A 16,766-nucleotide genomic window follows, 5' to 3' on the forward strand; every position below is an offset into this window, starting at 1 on the left:
CGGTCGATTTTGCGCATCTACTCAGAGGACGGTATCAACTCAACCCTTCTTCGCCCTCTCCTCGCTCCCGTCGGACTCCTTCTCCGATAGACGAGCGCGGTAGAACTTCCGGAACCCCAGGAGGTCCTTGAAGTCCTCCTCGGGCACCGTCTGCCCGTAGGCGTAGGCCACTCCGAACTCGCTCCACTCCTCCTCGGAAAGAACCAAGATGGCGTCGGCGTAGGTCGGTACCTCCCGAGGGCAAGCCGCGTACCCGCGCATCCAGTCCGAAACGCTTCTCTGGCCGATGTCGCGTTGCGTGCCGGGACGGCCCACCTTGAACCCGCGCCGCCTGCACTCGGCGGCGAAGGTGCTCTGGTTGTAGCCCCTCGACTCCAACAATCGGTCGAAGAAGCGCCCGAAGTACGTGTACTCGCCGTCAGCCAGACCCGGCTCCAAACTCATCGGTAGTTTTGATACGAGAATACCCGCCCGACGGTACGTCCTCAAGGCAACAAAGAAGACCGCGCTGCGAGCTGGGTGAGCCACGGTGGCGTACTACCGATATGTTCGGTAACATACATAGCGCGAGCTACCGATCTTATCGGTATCAGCAGGGAGGGAGATGTACTGCACAAACCTGTCTCCGTGCTCAAGCGAATCCGCCGATAATGGGGATGACGGGGAGTGGGAACGTGAGGGAGCGGGTTTCTTCGGGCGACAAGAGGAAGCTGTGCGTCGGGCGAGGGGCACGGTGCTTTGCCTGCGGCGGCGGTGGAGTCTCTAGGCCGCTTCCGGTGCCTCTGCGGTCGGCTTCTTCGATGACTCGAGCCTGTCCCGTGTGCGGGGGGCGTGGAAGGGCGATCGTCGTGGACTCCGGCGACAGGCGGACGGGCTTGTGCGAGGAACCACCATAGCGCGGGTTCGGGCGGAGGCGAAGTCTTTCAGGGGGAACGCGGACGATGAGCGTGTGGGCGCAGAGCTGGGCCTACGAGCAGCGCCTCGGGAGGTGGCGTGAGACCGGGCAGGGGAAGAGGTCGTGGAAGGGCGATCCGGGGGCGAAGAGCGTGCTCGCCGCGGTCGCCACCTTCGCCGACGAGCAGGGCTACGCCTTCTGCGGGCAGGACACGCTCGCGGAGATGACCGACATGACGGAGCGTTCGGTTAGGGAGCACCTCTACAACCTCGAGCACGGCTACGGGAAGATCCGTCGCGAGCATCGCCGCAAGGGCTCGGGCAGGGGCAGGGGCGAGTTCACGAGCGACGGCATCTGGCTTTTGGCCCCTGCGCACCGCTTGAGGCCGCCGAGGAGGGGAGAGGCGGTCGAGGCCGAACCGGCGGAAGAGTTTTCCGACGGAGAGAAACGGGCGCACGGGCGGAAGAGTTTGCCGCCGGGCGGGCGGAAGGGTTTTCCGGGGAACCGTAAGGGGGTGGAACCGTCAGGGGATCCGTCAGGGGTGCGGGCTTCGCCCGAGCACCGCCCGGAGACCTACGTCGGGATGATCGAGGAGCAAGCGCGACTGCTGAGCGTGCCGCTGGACGGGGAGGAGGTTCGTAACCTTCGCGCTTACGCAGGGCGCCTGGTCGAGGAGCAGGGCGCAGGCCCCTTGCCCATGCTGCGGTGGGCCGCGCGCTACGCCACCCGGCGGGTCGAGAACCCGAAGATACGGCCTTCCCAGGCGTGGGCGGACGTGGCGGCGGATGAACGTAATGGCGGGAGGGATAGGCAGCCGGGGTCGGCGGACGTCGCGGGGGTCGCGGAGGACGCGTACGAGGGGGACTTCTGAGGTGAGCGGACGGGAGATGCCCGCCATCGGGGAGGCTATCAGGGGCGCTCTGGCGAGGGGCTCCCACGACCTTGCGGACCGGATCGAGCACGAGTTGGCGCGGCGAGGCTACCCGGCGCCGAACCCGTCGGAGGACGGGGAGGCACAGGCGCGCTGCGGCCGGTGCGGGGGGCTGAGGGACGACGATGCGGCCCTGAGTAACGGCGCGAGGGTGTGCCGGTGCGGCGGCCGGAAGGAGCGTCTCCTCTCCTACCTCGACGCCGTCGATCCGGAACGGCTCATGACCCTCGACACGCTCGACGCCTCCGAACCCACGCTGGACGTGGCGCTCGTGGAGGCGCAGCGCATCGTTGCGGGCGAGCGCGGGCGCGGGATGTTCCTCATGGGGCTGCCGGGACGGGGTAAGACGCACCTGATGGTCGGGATGGGGCGTGCGCTCCTGGAGCGCGATCGCGACGCAGGCTACTACAACGTCGCGCGGCTCGTCTCCCGCGTCCAAGATACCTACGGCGAGCACGGCGAGACCAGGCGGGGGGTGATCGAGTCGGTCGCCTCCCACGAGGTGGTGCTGATTGACGACCTCGGCAAGGAGCACGCCTCGACGGACACGGAGTCCATCGTTTACGAGCTCTTTGACGCCCTCCACGCCGCTCGTGCGACCCTCGTCCTGGCAACGAACGTACCCGTTACGAAGGGGGAGGGGCATCGGGTCCCGGCCCTTGCCGAGCGCTACGACGAGGCGGTGCGTTCCAGGCTAAGGGCGATGTGCGAGCGCTTCGTCGTCAAGGGCGAGGATCGCCGGAGGGAGGCGTGGGATTGGTAAGCGCGAAGGACCGGGACGAGGGGCAGGTGGAGGGAATGGCTTCCGAAACCTGCCCGACCGAGGCCCTCGTCGCGCTGGCCCAGCTCGTGGTGACCGGTGCCGGCCACTCCCGGTTAACCCACGAGGCGGCGCGGGCGACTGCGAGGGCCCTGGGCGCCGACCGCTGCGAGGTTTTGCACCTGGAGCCCGAGGGCTACTACATGTCCTGCATAGCCACCAACGACGAGGACGCTGCGTGCGGCGAGTCGGGCTTAGTGCCCTACGGCGTTTCCTCGGTGGCCGGGTACGCGCTACTCTGCGGCGCGCCGGTCGTCTCGGAGGACGTGCGTGAGGAGCGGCGATTCGAGCCGGCGGGGACCCCTCGATGGGAGGGATCCGTTTCCGCGGTTGCAGCTCCCGTGCCCTGTCGCGGCGGCGCCTTTGGCGCCCTCGTCGCCTACGCCGCGAGGGCCGGCGCCTTCGGCCCTCGCCACGCTCTCTCCATCTCCCGTACGGCATCCCTGCTCGGTGGCGCCCTGGAGCGCCTGGAGGAGCACGAGGAGCTGCGCCGAAGGGCGGAGGGGGCGGAGTACCACGGCGGCCTGCCCGAACGGGCCCATGAACGCTCGTCCGAGCGAGCAAAGCTGGGGCTCACCGATCGCCAGTTGGAGGTCTTAGCGCTCCTGGCCGACGGATGCTCGGCCAAGCAGATAGCCTCGGACCTGGCGCTCTCGATCCACACCGTCCACTTCCACCAGCGCAACCTCTACCGTGCTTTGGGCGTCGGCTCTTCGATCGGGGCCCTCAAACGGGCGGCAGAGCTCGGATTGCTCGGGCCGCCGGGCACCGGTCCCTCGACCGTCTGACAGGCTCCGGACCGATCCTTTCGGGACCGACGAGGTTCGTCACGCGACTGATCTCCCAACCCCAGCATCTCTTGTAGGCGGGGACCACCCCTTCTTGTGATGTGCCCCCGCCCCGGTCCTCGCAGACTGCTGGGCGTAGGTTGCCGAGACGGGAAGGAGGCCCGCCAGCCAGAGGGCAGACCAGCGGTAGACGGAGCGGTAGTTGACGGCCGCCGGGCGGCTCCACTCGCCAGACCCGTAGCGGGTCGCCCGGCCGAACCCGGAGAGGAGCAATACCATGCAAGCGACCATACCCCACGAGACCGTCGGGCGGGGTCCCGCCCCCCTCCGTAACGGGACCCCGTCCGGCGTCGCGCCTGGCGAGCGCAGAGGTTCGGATTGAGCGCTGCCGATCCGTGCCTCGCGCTCGCTCGGGGCGATCGCTTCTACGAGCTGGGGCAGAAGCTTCGTGAGCAAGGCCCGGAGCTCTTGGCCGCCGCGCAGGACCCGACCAACTGGGCGCTCGGGACCGCGGGGCTTGTGCTGGCCGGGCTCTCCCTGGCCGGCGCCCACGGAGGTTCGGGCCCGCTCCTGGACCTCGCCCATCGCGCCCTCTTCCGGCGCCCGGGGGAGGCGATGATCGGGTACCGACCTTCGAGGCCGTTCGGTCGGGCGCCGCTCTACTTGCCGCTTTCCGACCGGTTCACCGGGTTGCAGATGGTGGCGCCGATGGGACAGGCGAAGACCTCCACCATGGAGTGGCTCGCCTACCAGGACCTCAAGAGCGGGCTGTCGGTGTTCGTGGTGGAGACCGAGGGCGACCTCGGCGCCAAGCTCCTGCCGCTCGCGTTCTGGCTCGGCGTGCCCATACGCTTTTTCACGTACGCGGGTTCGGGCGCGGCGATGCGATGGAACCCGCTGGCCGGGGACAAGGTGGAGGCCGCTGAGAGGGCGGTCGTCGCCTTCCAATCGGCGGTTGCCTCCGGTGACGAGAAGTTCTTCGAGAACTTCAACTCCATGTTCCTCAGGCACTCGGTGCTGGCGGTCTGCTGCCACGCCGAGCGCGAGGGCCGTGCGGCGACCATGACCGACCTCGACCGCTTCGTCCAGAACGAGCGCTTTCGCAGGAAGGTCCTTGGTGTTGAGCGCGACGCCCAAGGCAAGCGCTTCACCGTCAACGCCAAAGACCTCCCCCGCAGGACGCGCGGCTACTGGCAAGACCTCTACTACGGCCAGTACGGGCAGAGGGAGAGGGCGCAGTTCGTCGCGGGTCTGCACGCCGTCATGGACGCCCTCCTCGCCCAGGAGACCGTCGAGGTCGCGCTCTCGCCGGAAGGGGGCGAGCCGGTTCTGGATCTCGCTGGGGCATTGGACTCCCCGGGGCTCACCCTCGTGAGCGTCCCGCAGGGGGCGGCGCCGGCGACGAGCCTGATGCTCTCGACCTGGATGATGGAGTACTTCCGCCAGGCGATCCTCGCCCGCGGGAACGGCGGCTACCCCGTCTCCGCCTACCTCGACGAGGTCCACTCCATGCTCGGGCACGCCAACTCCGAGGCCGCCCTGGCGTTCTCGTCGCTCGTGACGCAATCACGAAGGCGCCATGTCGCCTTCAACTTCGCCTACCAGTCGTTCTCCCTGTTGCCTTCTCCCCTCAAGGAAGCGCTCGCCACGAACGCGCGCAACAAGCTTATCTCGGGCGGGTTGCAGGGCGAGGACGCCGAGCAGGCGGTGCGGATGCTCGGGCAGACCGAGGAGGAGGTGCGCGACTACCGCCGGACCCACAAAGGGTTGCTCGGCGGTCCGGGCACGTTCTCAGTGGGCCGTAGGAGGCAGACGGTGCCCAGGGTCTCCGAGGAGGAACTCGTCTACCTGCCGCGCGGCTGGTGGCACTGCTCCCGGGTCAGGCGTGGCAAGCAGCAGAGGCCTGTGCCCGTCAGAGCCGGGCGAGCGCCCAAGCCCCCGGCCGCTTACCACGGAGCCTTTGCGGAGCTCCTCGGCCCGGGCTCGACGCCGGGGGATCTGGAGGACGATCGGAAGACCACCGGATCGGGGGGCGCCACGTGACCCTGCCGGCCGCGAGCGAGAGGGCATATCGAAGGGCGATCCCCCGCAGCAAGAACGGGGCTACCCGCCCGGTCAAGACTTCGAGAAGAGGAGGAGAGAAGGAGATTATGCAAGCGAACCACGGCGCCGCGTGCGCAACCCCCCAGCGCGTCTTCCGTTGTTTGTTCGGGCGGACGTTTGCTTTCTGCTCCGGGATCGTGGCGGCCGTCGAGCGGGAGCTACCCAGGTACCTGTTCTTCGGGCTGACCGCTTCCCTCGTCGCGATCGTCGCCCTGAGCGTCGGCGCGCAAGCTGCCTTCGCCCAGACGCCACCGGGCGGCGGAGGGGGTGGGGACGCCATTCAGCAGACCCTCGAGAACGTCCGCAACTACCTGGCGGCGCTCTCCTTCTCGGTGGGGGGCATAGGCTTCGTCGCCTCCCTGCTCGTCAAGGGCTACGCCTCGATCAACGAGAACGCCCACGCCTACGCGGCGATGGGGATGAAGGGCTCGCTCTGGTGCATCGTTGCCGGGGTCATCGTCACCCCGATCCTCTCCATAGCCGCAGGCCTGGCGGGCGGCGGAGGCGGCGGTTAGGGCGTCCGAGCCAGGCACCTCACCACGCCGGATAACGAGCGAAAGCGAGCAGGAGGGGGAGTAAGCCATGCGCGAGCCCGTCGTCAAGGACCTAGCCGGGGCGAGGAAGACCACCAAGATAGCCGGCATAGCCGTGGAGACCCGCCAGGCGACGATCCTGGCCGGTACCCTCGTCGCCTACGCGACCTTCTGCTACTACCTCGCCGGCTCCTTCGGGCTCTCGACCGAAAGGGCGGCCGTGTGGCTCTCGCCGCTTTTGCCGCTCTCGCTGGCTTTTGCCTTCTACCGCTCGAAGGACGGCTACCACCTGGACTTCATCCTGGAGAGAAAGGTCGTCTCCTTGCTTCGCCCCGACGTCTTCTTCAAGCGTCCCCGCGACCGTGTGCGAGGCGGCTGGCGCTCGATGCGAGACGCCATCCAGAGGATGCTCCCGGCCGAGGACTTCCACTGGGAGATGCTCCGCTGCGAGGACGGCACGTACGTCGTGGTCTTCAGGGTGATCCCGAAGAACCTCTCGATGATCGGCGACACCGAGCGCATGCGGGTCTTCCGCTCGGCCACCGAGCTCTACAACTCCCTGGACTTCCCCTGGATGGAGGTCACGAGGAGCAAGGAGGGCTCCACGGGGCGCTACACGCGACGCTTCCGCGGGGCGGCCGCCTCCGCGATACCGCCCGAGTGGCGCAAGCTCAAGGCATTCGCAGCCGAACACGCCGAGTACCTCGACCGCGAGCTGCCCCGGCTCTCGATCTTCGAGCGCAAGGGCTACGCCGTCCTCCCCTACAACCCGGCCCTCGAGAAGGCGAGGGCGGCCGGCTCTTCAGGCCTCGGGCCCATGAATGCATTGTTCAAGCTTCTCGGCTTTGGCAAGGAAGGCAAGGCGCCGGGGGGACGGGCCTCCAAGAGGGACGCCAGGAGGCGGCAGGAGGAGGCCAAGGCGGCTTACCGGGTCCTCTCTACGCGCGCCAACTCCTTTTACAACGGCCTCAATCGGATGGGCTGTCGCATACGGGCCCTGACCGATCTGGAACTCGTCTCGTTCCTCAAAGGCCAGGTGAGCGACTGGGACGAGGAGGGGGAGTACGCCCCCACGCTGTACGAGCCGATCGCCCTCGAGCCGGGCGGATACGACGCCCTTCCGGAGGGGAAACGGGAGAGGATGATCCGGGAGGCCGAGGCCATCCGCGAGGAGGAGCCGCACGCCTTAGGGATTGGGGACGTCGTGGCGGACAAGATCGCTCCCGACTGCGTGAAGATCTTACCCGACCACCTCCGCGTAGACGGCCGCTTCCACACCACGATGCTCGTCTCCGGCTGGCCCGACGAGGTCTACTTCGGAATGCTCGCCGACCTCAATCGCATCGAGGGTCGGGTCAAGCTCGTCAAGTACGTGGACCCCCGGCCCAAGAAGGAGGCCCAGGCCATCCTCGGGAGCAGGGTCGCCGCGCTCAGGGCCTCGCGCAAGACCGCCGACGACGGGAACGTCAACGCCGAGCAGCAGCGCGAGATCGCCGAGTTCACCAACGAGCAGGCCCTGCACGAGATCAACTCGGGGAGGCAGCGCTACCTGGAGCTCTCGGTCCTCGTCCACCTCGAGGCCGACTCCGAGGAGAGGCTCTACGCCATGGCCCAGGAGGTCCAGGACACCTTAGCCGGCTACCGGGTCGAGGCGCAGCTCGCCCGCGAGCAGGCCTGGGAGGGCTTCCTCTCGTCCCTCCCTCTGGGCAGGCTCCACGTTGCCGACCGCTACTGCACCTTCGGGATGCTCAGCCGCCCCTTGGCGTGCCTGTTCTCCTATGGGAGCCGGCAGATCGACCACGAGAACGGCGTCTTCCTCGGTGTGGATACGAGAAGCAACTCCGTCATGACCCTCGACACGCGGGAGCTGGTAAATCCCCACGGCGTCATACTCGGCCAGTCGGGGGCCGGGAAGAGCTTCGTCATAAAGTGCCTCTCGACCCGTTTCCTTATGTTCGGCCACCGCCAGGTCGTCATAGACCCCGAAGGCAACAGCCGCTACGTCAGGGTCGCCCGTGCTTTGGGCGGCGCTTACGCGGTGATCGCCCCGGGCTCGAAGCACAAGATCAACCCGTTCGACCTGCACGAGGACTACATGAACCTCGACCTCCTCGAGGACATCTTCGGCGACGGGGAGGAAGAGGAGGCGGACGCCGAGGAGGCCTACGAGGCCGCGCGGGCCTCGGCGCTGGACGGCAAGGCCCAGGAGATCACCCGCATGGTCTCCCTTATGGCCACTACCGACGATACGAGCTCCGCCGGTGCGGCCGTGGGCGGGCTCTCCGGCGCGGAGGCCTCCTACGTCGAGCGGGCCGTCTACGAGGCCTACGAGAAGAAGGGCATCACGCGCGACCCCGCGACCCACGGCAGGGAAGCCCCTATCTTCCCGGAGTTCTGGGAGATACTGCGCGGCTACGCCGGGGAGAACGGGCTCGTCGAAGCCCTTCTTGAGAAGCTCTGGAGCTGGCACTCCGGTGCGCTCTCCAAGATCTTCGACGCCCCCACGAACGTCGACCTCTCGAATCGCTACCTCGTCTTCCAGATCTCCAAGGTCAAGAACCGCCAGAAGGCGCCGGTGATGCACGCGATCCTCGAGTTCCTCAACGGCGTCCTCAGCAATCCCAACGAGCCCTCCGATTGCTGGATCGACGAGGGCTGGGCGCTCCTCGCGTTCCCCATGAGCGCGGAGTTCGCTGAGACTATGTACCGCTCGGGCCGTGCCCGTGATAACGCCATGTGGCTCGCGAGCCAGGCAATAAACGAGTTCGTGGGGAGCCCGCAGGGCGACGTGATCCTCAAGCTCGCGGCAACCCACATGATCTTCCGCCACGAGCACCAGATGAGCGCCAGGGCGACGGCCGCCGTGCACGACCTCTCCGAGGAGGAGACCGAAGAGCTCCTCAACTTCGGCAGGGGCGAGGGGTACCTCGTCGTGGACCAAGCCCGCATCCCGATAGCGGTGATGGCCTCGGAGAAGGAGGAGGAGCTCTACAACACCGACCCGCGCCTGGAGGCAGGGTACAAGGAGAGGCGGCGCAAGCAAGGGGAGACCGAGTGTCGCGTCGAGGAGGCCGGGGAGGGGAACGGCGACGCGGAGCAGCACCGCGGAGCCCAAAGCCGCGGCGCCCTGCCCGGCCTGCCGGGCGGGGATGAGCCGATGCGCCTCTACGCCTTCGCCGGCAACAGTTCGTCCGAGACCGCCGCGGCGGTGGCGAAGCTCGTCGGACGCGAGGCGCGCAAGGAGCGACTCTACGTGCTCGCCGTTGATGCCTGCGGCGGCTCCCTCACGCGGACGCTGTCTACCGACGACGGGAGCGAGGACGGCGCCAGCCCGCCTGACGAATTCTTGAGGCGGGCTAAGGCGGACCCCGAAGACCTGGGCGAACACGTCTCCCGCTCTCACCTCTCGGCCCTCAAGGTGATCCACGCCCCGCGCAATGCTTCCCTGCCGGCCTTCGTGCTGCAGGAGGCCGCCCGCGAGGTCTTCGACCTGTGCCTGGTGGCTTGTGGCGACGCGGACAGCGCCTACGCCGAGGACTGGTTGCAGGCGGCCGACGAGGTCGTGGCCTGCTCCCAGGAGAACGCGCGGGAGGCCCTCGAAGCCGCCCTCCTCGTCGAGGAGAAGCGCGGTACGAACGGGACGATGCTCGCGCTTACCGGCGCGGAAGACGCGTCTTCCCCGGGCGGTGATGAACCGCTCGACGGGCGCCCTGTGTACTTCCTCGGCCCGGGCGCGAGCAGCGGCACGCGCGCGGACAAGGGCCTGAGGCAACTGACCCGCGCCCTCATAGTTTCCGGAGCCGGAACGAGCGCGTCTGATGCGCGGGAGGAGGAGGCGAATGCCTGAGAGCACAAAGCCCCATGGGAAGAAGCAGCCGTCCTGGTTGACTGGCGAGGAGGAGCGATCCGGCGCCGAGACCTCCCGGACGGTGCCCTTGAACGACCGCGGCGGGCGTCGAAGCCAGGGCCCGCTGGCCGAGGACGACATTGGCCAGATGCAGCACGCCGAGAAGGCCCTCGCGGACGAGGGCTCCGGCGCTGCACCGACCGGCACGGTACCCCGCGTGGCCGTGCCCGGAGCAGGAGGGGAGCAGCAGAGAGCAGGGCGGAGGCCCGGAGGTAAGTCTCTCTCGAGGACGATCGAGCACCTGCGAGACAACCCGGCGCCGCTCGGGATGGCGCTCGCAGTCTTATCGGCCCTGACGGTGCTTCTCTGGTTTTTGTTCCTTCGCGAAGGCGATCAGCCCCCGACCGCCGGTGCCCCCGGCGACCGTGTGATCGGGGCGGAGGGATCGTCGGATAACCCGTTCGGGGGCGGGCCGGTACGCGACTCGGGCGTCGTCTTCGGCGCCCTGCAAGAGAGCGGGGAGGAGGCCGAGCTCGACGGAGCCGGCCTGAACTGGCGGGGGCGCGTCACGCAGAAGGAGGGCGAGGCGGGGCAGACCCTCACCCTCGAGGGCCCGACCGCCGCCCAGGTGGAGCGCGGCTTCGACCTCGGGCCCTCCGGCGTCGAAACCGGCGTCTACGCCGTCGCCCAGGACGGCGGCGAGGTTCTGCACGTCACCACCCACACCTTCGTCCCGAAGGAGGACGGTGCCAAGGCCGAGGAGACGACGCTCGGCACCGTGTACTCGCTCGAAGATGGCCGGCTCGACGGCTACGCCTACTACCTCGACCGGCGCGAGCGCGGCTCGGACAAGGTGACGCGCACGTACGTAAGGCCCGGTCAGAGCAGCTACCAGGTCTCCTTCGAGGCCCACCGTGGCGTAGGTGGAGCCGTCGCGGAAGGCCGCAACGGGACCTTCGTTCCCCTGCTGGTCGGTTGGCGCGGATTCGAGGACGAAACTACAAACGAGCCGAAGGAGAGCAGCCGTGGGTGACCACATCCCCCCGTCGAGCATGGGGCCCGGACGAACGAGCGGCCCGAGCAGCCTGGGGCCAGGGAAGATCGGGCGCAAGCGCCTCGGAGGGCCGGGCGGGAAGGGACCGAACCTCGAGCGGGGGCAGGGACTGGGGCGCGACCCCTCCATGATCCCGAAAGGTCACGGCGTCTTCGGCCGCGTCCCCAACGTGGACAAGGACGGCGACCCGTTCACCAAGCGCTCCCCGAACAAGAAGCCCGGCAACAACTCGTTCTTCTAAGAGAAAGGTGGTCATGACCCCCGCAAAGAACAGGCAAGGCACCCGCGCCGGGAGGAGGCCCGAGGAGGCCCCGCCCCCCGTCGCCAGTTCGGACCGGACGGTGCTGGCGCTCCTCCGGGTCGGGACCCGAGGGTGCAGGTTGGCCGCGGCCTTCATGGCGGTGGTGGTCGGCCTGATGGCCCAGACGTCCACCGAGGTGTTGGCCGAAACTCAGCAGACCGTCCTCTACCTCGATGCGCCGTCCGTCTCCAAGGACCGCGCTTCACGGGCAGGGGAGGTCGCGAACGCCTACGCCGATCCGGGATCTCCGACCCCCCGGGAGGCTCTGGCATGGCTCGACGTACCGGTGCGCCCCGCCGATGTCTCCGAGCCACCCGAGTACGCAAAGACCGCCTTCGCCTCCGTGCCGGCTCCCGACGGCGAAGGAGCAGGCGCCCTGACCGCCGATGCCGCGCTCCGGGCCGGCGAGGTGATGCTGGCCCAGATCGACGAGGACAAGCCTCCCGAAGGCAGGGGAGGCGACGGGGGCGTGGACGAGGGGATGGCCGCCGCCGGGGCCGTGAGACCGCACTTAGGCGACGAAACCCGGGCCCCGGAAACGGACCGCGTATCGGAGCCGCCGACGCAGCCCGAGGGGCAACCCCTTCCGGGGGACAACCGTCCCAACGACGCAAGGGTTCCCGAGTACGCTTCGGCGCCGTCTTCCCCGGCTACCTCAGAGGAGCCGAGCGGAGGCACGGGTATCGTCGTACCCAGCCCTTCCTCCGACGGAGAAGACCCGGAGCACTCGCCCACAGAGCTCGCTGTCGTCTCATCGCCGGATGCTTCACCCGAACCGGCCGTTGGGTCAGAAGACGAGCCTTACGGCCCGATAGGTCCCGTATCCGATGTCGGTGAGGGATCTCAGGAGCAGCCCCGCCCCGGTCAAGGCCGTCCGATGGTGGAGCGTCCAGCCGCAAGGGACGAGCTCGCTCAGGATCATCCTTTAAAGGAGGGGACCGAGGAAACGTCTCCGCCTGTTGAGCCTCCCGCCGCACCGCCCGCGGGGCCGACGCGTGCCGAGACGGGGCCGACGGGCGAAAGAGGCGACGAGGTAGCACTGGTGCCGGTACCCGACCCGAATAGGGGGGACGAAGCATTCACTGCGACGCCTCCCGCGGCGCGACCGGCCGAAACCGGGTCAGACAAAGGGTCGGACGACTTCGCGTCCGCGGAACCTTCGCCGGTCCCCGAACAAGCACCGGACGATTCTTTCTACCGACGCGAAGCGCCACCTACCGCTGCCGGGCCTGCCGACGAAGCGGGCGAGCCGCAGGCCGAGATCGTGATCGAGGGCGGCGAGCCGCAGCCGCCTGCATCCCCAGAAGCGCCTTACTCCGAGGACGCCTCCGAGGACCAGCCGGTCGGGGGGACGCAAGGCCAGGAAGTAATGGTCGTTCAGGAATTCGAGAATGGCTCAACAAACGAAGCCAAGCCTGCAGACGAGGGCTATGGAGCCAGGACGCCGGAGAAGAGCATCGAGACACTGGAAGAGGAGCCAACCGGTGACGAGGTTAACGGCCACAGCGGGCTCGACGCGGCCAACGGTACGGAACAGTACGATCCTCGGACCACGCGGCGGATAACCACCGAAGGGGATATCGCTGCGACGGGCCCTACCGAAAAGGCGGAGACGCATTCTCCTGGCAAAGGAGGCAGGTCATCGCCCACCCCAAGTACCGGCGTCTCTCCCAAAACAATCGAGCAACCCGGCGACGGCTCGGAAGGTACTGCAAATGAGACCGCCGCACGAGGAGGAACGGCGCCCGCCGACGGCGCGGGCACGCGCGCCGGAGCTTCGCAAAACGGAATCGCGCGGGGAGCCGCTCCGCAGGCGCGCGTAAGGACACGCGATGTCCCCGACATTACGGGTTCTCGATCCCGACCTCATCCGAGCGGCGGAGGTAACCACAACCCACTCCAGCCCGGCAATGAGATTCTGGATGTTCGCGGCGCCGGTGACAGCCGGCCTGCCGGCCCTGCAGACCGTAGGGGGGCACGGGTCGAGGAAGCCGATGACGGCGCGGTGCAGAAAAGTGGGCGGGACGCCGGCGTCTCGTTCGTAGGCGGCGCATCGAGCCTCACGGCAAGAGATGCCAAGCCCGAAGAAAGCGGCGCTCCTCAGACGCTCGAGCGTGGCGCATCCCCTGTTACCTCCCGATGGGCTGAGCCGCGCTTGCTTCAAAGCGCCTTCGACTCCGCTCAGCGAGGCGGCAGCGAGGCCTCCCGAGCGCTTCGAGGAACGGATGCTCCAGAGCGAGGCTTGGCGGGCGCGGGGCAAGCAGGCGCAGGGGAGGAAGGTCAGGAAAGCTCCTCACAATCGCAGTACGTATTGCAGGAGGTCGCTGGAGGGCCGGCTTTAGGAGGTATTACCAACTCCCTCGACCCCCATGCCGATTCTTCTGCGACCCCGGATCGAGCGGTCGCCGAGCAGGCCGGCCGGGAGCGCGTGGCGGCGCAGCAGTCCGCGGCCGAGCAAGCGTCCTACCAGCAACGACTTGTCGCAGAGGAGGTGGCCCAGGCGCAGGCAGAGACGCAGACCTTCCGGCAGTCGACGGTCGAGCGCCAGAACGTTGCGACCGGAGCCGAAGTCCGCGAGCAAGGTTGGGGAGGTCGTACCGCTGCGCAGCGAGCCCCGGAGGCGCAGACCTATACGCCACCTGGGCCTGACATGCCGCGCCGAACCGAGCCCGTTTATCAGGAGCCGACTCGGCAGGCGACCACGTACCGGTCGACGCCGGCCCCACAGGTACCTCGGCAACGGCTTGGGACTGCCCCGCAGAGCCAGCGGGCGGTTCAGCAGGAGACGCCTGCGGCTGGCGTCAATTCTTCACTACCTGCCCATCCTGCCCAGCAGGGTACCGCCGACCAAGCTGCGCAGCCGAGCAAGTTCAACGAGCGGACCGCGGAGACCGGTAGGAGGCGATCGTGAGGACCAACAGCGGAGGGGGACGGCAGAGAGCCCCCGTTGCTCCTCGGAGTGGAGCGACCCCGTCCACCTCGGACTCGTTCGACGCTCCGGAATACCCAGAACCCCAAGGAGGACCATGCCTTCGAGTCCCTACTCTGCCGACCGTGCCATGCGCTTTACCACCGGCACGGCGGTAGTACTTACCCTCGTGCTACTCCTCTCCGTTCTGCTTCTCGTACTCCCTACTGGCTCCTCCCGCTATGCCGCAGCTCAGGAGACATCAGGGAGAACGCTAGAAGCCACGGAGGCGGGCGACGGCGAGGTCTCGATCGACGGCGGGGAGGTCTACGCCGGGGACGGTTGCGCGAGGGCGGGGGACGTGGTCGCCGGCGATTGCGAGGAGAAGGGCGGGGACGTCCGGGAGACCACTACCCCGGGCACGTCCTCCCCGGGGAGTACCGTCCCCGAAAGAACCTCGCGGGAGAACACCTTCCCGACCGGGGGGACCACCGGTTTCGGATCGACCGTTCGGGAAGGCACATCGGAGCTCACCGCTCCGGGAGGGACCACCTCGCAAGGAGGAGGGAACCTCTGCCCTACCGAGCCTACGAGCGAGACCCTCGACGCGACCGTGGAGCGGGCCGTAGACGGCGACACGCTGCAACTGGCCGAGGAGGTCGGCGGCACGGACCAGGCGCGCCTCATTGGGGTCGATGCGCCGGAACTTGAGGGCGAGAACGGAGCTCCCGAGCCCCAAGCCGAGGAGGCCGCTACGTTTACCGCCGAAGCCCTCGAGGGCGAGGACGTGCTGCTCGAGGTCGGCGAGGAGGGGACCGACGAGTACGGCAGGCTTCTCGCCTACGTCTGGACGGGTGGATCCGCCGAGGAGGGCTTTATGGGTGGGTTGAAGCGTATGGTCGGCGCGGGCCGTCCCGAGCTGTTCAATCGTGTCCTCCTCGAGGAGGGCTACGCCGAGGCGCTTACCGTGGAACCGAACGATCTCTACGCGAGGTGCTTCGAAACCGCGGAGCAGGCTCCGCAGGGCGAGGAGACCCGCGCCGGGGGCACGAGCGGCGGCTATTCGGACGCGCAGTATAGGGAGCAGACCGACCCGGAGGTGACTGCCGAGCAGACCGTCTCCGAGGAGACAACCCCGGAGGAGACCGTACTTCGGGAGGAGACAGGCGAGGAGCAATACCTCCCCGACGAGACCACGCAGGAGAGTAGCCCCGGGAGCACCCCATTGGAGGCCGAACCGCCCGAGGAGGACCTCGACCAAGAGCCCACCGAGGATGAATCTACGAACGAGCCTGCAGGGGAGGAACCCGCGCAGTACTCGACCACGGAGCCGGCGAGCGCAGAGGAGCAGGCCACCCTCCCGCTCCCCCGGCAGACTACCGAGGTGCCGGAGCAGGAGACGGCATACAGTCAGGACGTTCCTCAGCATGAGGCGTCGCCCCCGTCCTACGCTGCCGAGCCGGACTTACCGGAGGATTCCGTCGCCCCATTGAGCAGCCTCCCCGAGCGGGAGTCCTCTGGGAGGAGCGTAGCCGTCCTACCGGAGACCGGCGGCGCAGGTCTCCTCCCACTGCTCCTCGGGGCGTGCTGCCTCCTGGCCGGCGGAGCGTTCTCCATTGCGACTAAGGACCGCGCTCGGTCGACGCAGGCTTCTTCCGGCGGGGAATCAGACGGCCGGATGGAGGGTTTGCGTGAAGCGCACGGGATACGTAGGGGTTAAGGAGCCTGCCGGCGCCAGCGGCAGCGACGCTCGCGGCCAAGGCGGCCAAGGCGGTCCTCAAGACCCGCCGCGGCCGGCGTGCGATCCTGGCGCTCGTCGGGGGGCTGCTGTTCGGGCTCGCGGCCGTGACGATGGTGCTCGTCAGCTCGGTCGGGGCCGTGGCGGGAACCTGTCAGCAGGCGGCAGGGGATGCCTCTCCAGGCACCCGAGCGGAACCTCGGGCGCCTCTGGGCCCTCCTACGTCTCGCAGGAGTGGGGCGAGGAGGCGCTCTCCGACGTCCCGGAGGAGTATCTTTCGCTCTACGAGGAGGCGGCGAGCGAGTACGGACTGGACGCCGCCGTTCTCGCCGCGATCGGCAAGATCGAGACCGATCACGGCCGCCACGGCGGCACGTGCGCTACCTCCTCGGCCGGAGCGCAAGGTCCCATGCAGTTCATTCCGAGCACGTGGGCGAACGTCGGGGTGGACGGCAACGGCGACGGTCGGAAGGACGTCTGCGACCCGGAAGACGCCATCCCGTCAGCCGCCAACTACCTGAAGCTGAGCGGAGCGCCTCGGGACTACCACTCAGCGATCCTCGCCTACAACGGGGCCGAGTGGTACTACCAGGACGTCGTCGCCCAGGCCGCGAGGTACCGAACACCGGACGATGGGGGAGACGGGATGGTTTCTAGCGGAGCCGACCCTGCTGCTGGGAAGTCCTCGGGTCTTGCGACGATCCTCTCGCCCTTCGCCACGAGATCGGCCCTCGCCGAGGAGGCCGTGGGCACCGTCGGGAGCCCGGGGAGACCGACTACTCCTCCGTCGAGATCGAGGCCCTCGGCCTCATAAACGGCTACCGCGAGGATAACGGACTCGAGGCACT

At 68.2% G+C, this 16,766-nt stretch carries 11 protein-coding genes; 10 read left to right on the forward strand and 1 reads right to left on the reverse strand.

Annotation, left to right across the window (positions count from 1 at the left end; all coding sequences use genetic code 11):
* Positions 1–39: 39 nt before the first annotated feature.
* Positions 40–444, reverse strand: a complete 405-nt coding sequence (locus tag GBA65_RS07170) for a hypothetical protein (protein WP_166395984.1) — start codon at positions 442–444, stop codon at positions 40–42.
* Positions 445–941: 497 nt separating this feature from the next.
* On the opposite strand from GBA65_RS07170, the gene GBA65_RS07175 reads away from it, so the two are divergent.
* The 10 genes from GBA65_RS07175 to GBA65_RS24110 all read left to right on the forward strand — a co-directional run bounded on the left by GBA65_RS07175 (position 942) and on the right by GBA65_RS24110 (position 16,732).
* Complete coding sequence (locus GBA65_RS07175) at positions 942–1,766, forward strand: hypothetical protein (RefSeq protein WP_166395985.1); 825 nt, start codon at positions 942–944, stop codon at positions 1,764–1,766.
* A 1-nt stretch (position 1,767) separates the two neighbouring features.
* Positions 1,768–2,589: an ATP-binding protein gene (locus GBA65_RS07180; RefSeq protein ID WP_166395986.1), complete on the forward strand. Its 822-nt coding sequence runs from the start codon at positions 1,768–1,770 to the stop codon at positions 2,587–2,589.
* Complete coding sequence (locus tag GBA65_RS07185; protein ID WP_166395987.1) at positions 2,577–3,434, forward strand: LuxR C-terminal-related transcriptional regulator; 858 nt, start codon at positions 2,577–2,579, stop codon at positions 3,432–3,434. The genes GBA65_RS07180 and GBA65_RS07185 overlap by 13 nt, the downstream gene beginning before the upstream one ends.
* Before the next feature lie 378 nt (positions 3,435–3,812).
* Positions 3,813–5,477 carry a type IV secretory system conjugative DNA transfer family protein gene (locus GBA65_RS07190; RefSeq protein ID WP_166395988.1) on the forward strand — a complete coding sequence of 555 codons (1,665 nt, stop codon included), beginning with the start codon at positions 3,813–3,815 and terminating at the stop codon, positions 5,475–5,477.
* 107 nt (positions 5,478–5,584) lie between these two features.
* Positions 5,585–6,052, forward strand: coding sequence for a hypothetical protein (locus GBA65_RS07195; RefSeq protein ID WP_166395989.1), 468 nt, complete (start codon positions 5,585–5,587; stop codon positions 6,050–6,052).
* 67 nt (positions 6,053–6,119) lie between these two features.
* Positions 6,120–9,917 carry a VirB4 family type IV secretion system protein gene (locus GBA65_RS07200; RefSeq protein ID WP_166395990.1) on the forward strand — a complete coding sequence of 1,266 codons (3,798 nt, stop codon included), beginning with the start codon at positions 6,120–6,122 and terminating at the stop codon, positions 9,915–9,917.
* Entirely contained in the window at positions 9,910–10,950 is a 1,041-nt protein-coding gene (locus GBA65_RS07205; RefSeq protein ID WP_166395991.1) for a hypothetical protein, read from the forward strand. The genes GBA65_RS07200 and GBA65_RS07205 overlap by 8 nt, the downstream gene beginning before the upstream one ends.
* Positions 10,943–11,212 carry a hypothetical protein gene (locus GBA65_RS07210; protein ID WP_166395992.1) on the forward strand — a complete coding sequence of 90 codons (270 nt, stop codon included), beginning with the start codon at positions 10,943–10,945 and terminating at the stop codon, positions 11,210–11,212. The genes GBA65_RS07205 and GBA65_RS07210 overlap by 8 nt, the downstream gene beginning before the upstream one ends.
* Before the next feature lie 3,581 nt (positions 11,213–14,793).
* On the forward strand, positions 14,794–15,900 hold the full coding sequence (locus GBA65_RS07215) for a thermonuclease family protein (RefSeq protein WP_166395993.1): 1,107 nt from the start codon (positions 14,794–14,796) through the stop codon (positions 15,898–15,900).
* A complete protein-coding gene (locus GBA65_RS24110; RefSeq protein WP_266096553.1) occupies positions 15,872–16,732 on the forward strand; it encodes a lytic transglycosylase domain-containing protein in 861 nt (286 codons plus the stop codon). Before GBA65_RS07215 ends, GBA65_RS24110 begins: the two co-directional genes overlap by 29 nt.
* Positions 16,733–16,766 lie beyond the last annotated feature (34 nt).

The sequence above is a fragment of the Rubrobacter marinus genome (genome assembly GCF_011492965.1).
Classification (GTDB): Bacteria; Actinomycetota; Rubrobacteria; order Rubrobacterales; family Rubrobacteraceae; genus Rubrobacter_F; species Rubrobacter_F marinus.

Coding starts and splice junctions, on each gene's coding strand:
- GBA65_RS07170 (WP_166395984.1), bottom strand. CDS start 444: ATGAGTTTGGAGCCGGGTCTGGCTGACGGCGAGTACACGTACTTCGGG.
- GBA65_RS07175 (WP_166395985.1), top strand. CDS start 942: ATGAGCGTGTGGGCGCAGAGCTGGGCCTACGAGCAGCGCCTCGGGAGG.
- GBA65_RS07195 (WP_166395989.1), top strand. CDS start 5,585: ATGCAAGCGAACCACGGCGCCGCGTGCGCAACCCCCCAGCGCGTCTTC.
- GBA65_RS07200 (WP_166395990.1), top strand. CDS start 6,120: ATGCGCGAGCCCGTCGTCAAGGACCTAGCCGGGGCGAGGAAGACCACC.
- GBA65_RS07205 (WP_166395991.1), top strand. CDS start 9,910: ATGCCTGAGAGCACAAAGCCCCATGGGAAGAAGCAGCCGTCCTGGTTG.